Here is a 2157-nt window from a genome sequence, read left to right as displayed (position 1 = left end):
ATGCAACGAGTATGGAATTTTTTAAATAAATTTCGTGATAAATATGAACTAACATTAGAATATTATCAGAATGTTAATCGAGAACTTGATAGATATTTAGAGGAATTAACTAAGCTTGAATTTAATTTCAATATTATAGAGATGCAGCAATTTGTCACTTCTCTACAAAACACAAATTCAGAATTTGAAAGAAAATTAATTCTTAATAATGAAATTAAACGCAATAACATAGAGTTACCATTCGATGCTAATGATGATAATGCATTTGGTGGCTGGTTAAATTCATTATGATATTAACTACTACACATTCATTTCCATGTGAAAAATGTGGAGCATGTTGTCGTCATGTCAATCAAGCTGAAGAAACACAGTTTCTTGATAGAGGTGATGGAATTTGCATGAATTATGATGAAAAAACCATGCTATGCTCAATTTATCATGAACGCCCTGATATATGCCGAGTCGATCGGCAATATCTATTGCATTATCATAAACAATACACATGGAATGAATTCATTGAGCTCAATAGGATATCATGTAAATTGATTTTAGAAAGTGAAGGATCTGACTAAAATATAATTTACTCAATTTAAATGTATTTTTATATAAACATTTAAATAGTGATGATTATTTACTTTCCCCATATTAAAAATTAGTTATTTGATATGGGGATTTTTAATAAGAATGCGGTGAATAAGATTAGAGTATTGTCCAAAAAATAGTCAATCAGACCGTTTCCTGTTGATCATTTTTACCTCCCATAATGTTATTCGAAAATATCAGCCTACATAAAAAAATTAAAAATCAAATAGATACTTAAAAATAACTTGTTAATTATCTTTATCTAGCCAACAATGTAATTTCACTTAAGTCAAAAGGGAATTTATATGGCTAATGGATATTTTTTACGAGTAGGTAATAAAACAACCTGTGGTGGTCAAATAATAACAGGTGATGATACTTTTAAGTTTTATGGCTCCTCCGCAGCACGCGAAGGCGATCTTGTTACCTGTGGTAAACACTCTGGAACTTACCAAATACTGGGTGGTATTAGTTATGTTTTGGGAAATAACCGCGTATCGCAGGAACCTTAGACAGCTTTAGCGCCTGCCCTTGCAAAGCAAAACTCATTAATTCTATTCAAGATTGTTATGTAACCGAACCATCAATAAAATCTAGCACTCGTACAGAAAGCAGTCTGACCAAGCTTGTTATTTCGAATCAAGTGGGCAAACAAAGCCAGCTAATGAAGGTGATAACACCATTAAATTGCAACTTACTGTGCCTGAAAGACAATTTATTGCAAAAGAATACCCCAAGGAAGTGCTAAAGATCCGTTTGAAAAGAGCCTATTTAAGTTTGAATTACCTCAGCGAATGGAGCATTTTGATTATCCCAATCAAGGAGGAACAAGCTTGTGTGGATCTGCTGCATTTTTTTTATTGTCTGCTAAGAGATAGACCTGATATCTATGAACAAGCTGCAAAAGAACTATGGCAATATGGTACAACTAAGATTGGCAACTTAAGAATAATACCAAGTAAAGGTTGCCGTAATCCTAATGGACATTTCAATGATGCTTATGGCTCAGTTATTTCAGGACTTGATTGGGTAACATTAGCAAGCCTTAGAGACACAGAAAGCACAATACTTAGCTTTGATACTATAGATTCCCCCCTTTCTGGCGCGACCACATGGTGGGTATTAGCAAAATGGTTTGAAAAAGCAGGTTATGAAAAAGTATTTAGCGAAAAACGCCGTAAACCCTCGCCCAGTGCGGGCGGAGATATAAGGCGAAAGGCCTGCAGGGCTTTAAAGATCAATCAAGCGTTGACTGGCTCTGAACGTAGGCTCTGAGTGTTTCAATCGTTGCCCCTCCGGTGCTACAGACAAAGTACGACCTTGACCACAAAAGTCCCGTTTTACTTTGTGTCCGTAAATGTGTGTTTTGCTGGCGCAGCAGGCGCGACGATACTGATTTCAGATTGTTGACCATCACACTGACCGCCAGTTTTGGCGGGTAAGCAACCAGCAGATGCACATGGTCAGGCTCTCCGTCCATCTCAATAATTTCGCATTCAAGTTTTGCCGCAGCGGAGTCAAATGCATCACGCAGTTGAGCGATCATCTGTCCGTCAAATAGCTTACGTCGATACT

General features: G+C 36.4%; 4 protein-coding genes and 1 pseudogene. 4 read left to right on the top strand and 1 reads right to left on the bottom strand.

Features of this window, described 5'->3' with window-relative positions:
- The 4 genes and pseudogenes from BHE89_RS23825 to BHE89_RS23820 all read left to right on the top strand — a co-directional run.
- Positions 1 to 291 (top strand): annotated as a pseudogene (locus BHE89_RS23825) (cobalamin adenosyltransferase); the annotation flags it as partial.
- Positions 288 to 572, top strand: a complete 285-nt coding sequence (locus BHE89_RS15445; RefSeq protein ID WP_128860610.1) for a YkgJ family cysteine cluster protein — start codon at positions 288 to 290, stop codon at positions 570 to 572. The pseudogene BHE89_RS23825 and the gene BHE89_RS15445, both read left to right, overlap by 4 nt.
- Before the next feature lie 315 nt (positions 573 to 887).
- A complete protein-coding gene (locus tag BHE89_RS26055; RefSeq protein ID WP_069368096.1) occupies positions 888 to 1094 on the top strand; it encodes a PAAR domain-containing protein in 207 nt (68 codons plus the stop codon).
- A gap of 175 nt (positions 1095 to 1269) precedes the next feature.
- On the top strand, positions 1270 to 1857 hold the full coding sequence (locus BHE89_RS23820) for a hypothetical protein (protein WP_171742513.1): 588 nt from the start codon (positions 1270 to 1272) through the stop codon (positions 1855 to 1857).
- Here BHE89_RS23820 and tnpA read toward each other — a convergent pair.
- Positions 1820 to 2157, bottom strand: a 338-nt coding sequence (tnpA, locus tag BHE89_RS15430) for an IS200/IS605 family transposase (protein WP_128860609.1), incomplete at its 5' end; no start/stop codon positions are given. The two genes, BHE89_RS23820 and tnpA, sit on opposite strands and share 38 nt — an antisense overlap.

This window comes from Shigella sp. FC1967 (genome assembly GCF_001743005.1).
Classification (GTDB): domain Bacteria; phylum Pseudomonadota; class Gammaproteobacteria; order Enterobacterales; family Enterobacteriaceae; genus Proteus.
Note: the sequence above shows the minus strand (reverse complement) of the source record. Positions and strands in the feature narration are given on the sequence as shown.

Bases quoted from the DNA above. Each gene is read 5' to 3' on its own strand.
- BHE89_RS26055 (WP_069368096.1), top strand. From the start codon at position 888: ATGGCTAATGGATATTTTTTACGAGTAGGTAATAAAACAACCTGTGGT.
- BHE89_RS15445 (WP_128860610.1), top strand. From the start codon at position 288: ATGATATTAACTACTACACATTCATTTCCATGTGAAAAATGTGGAGCA.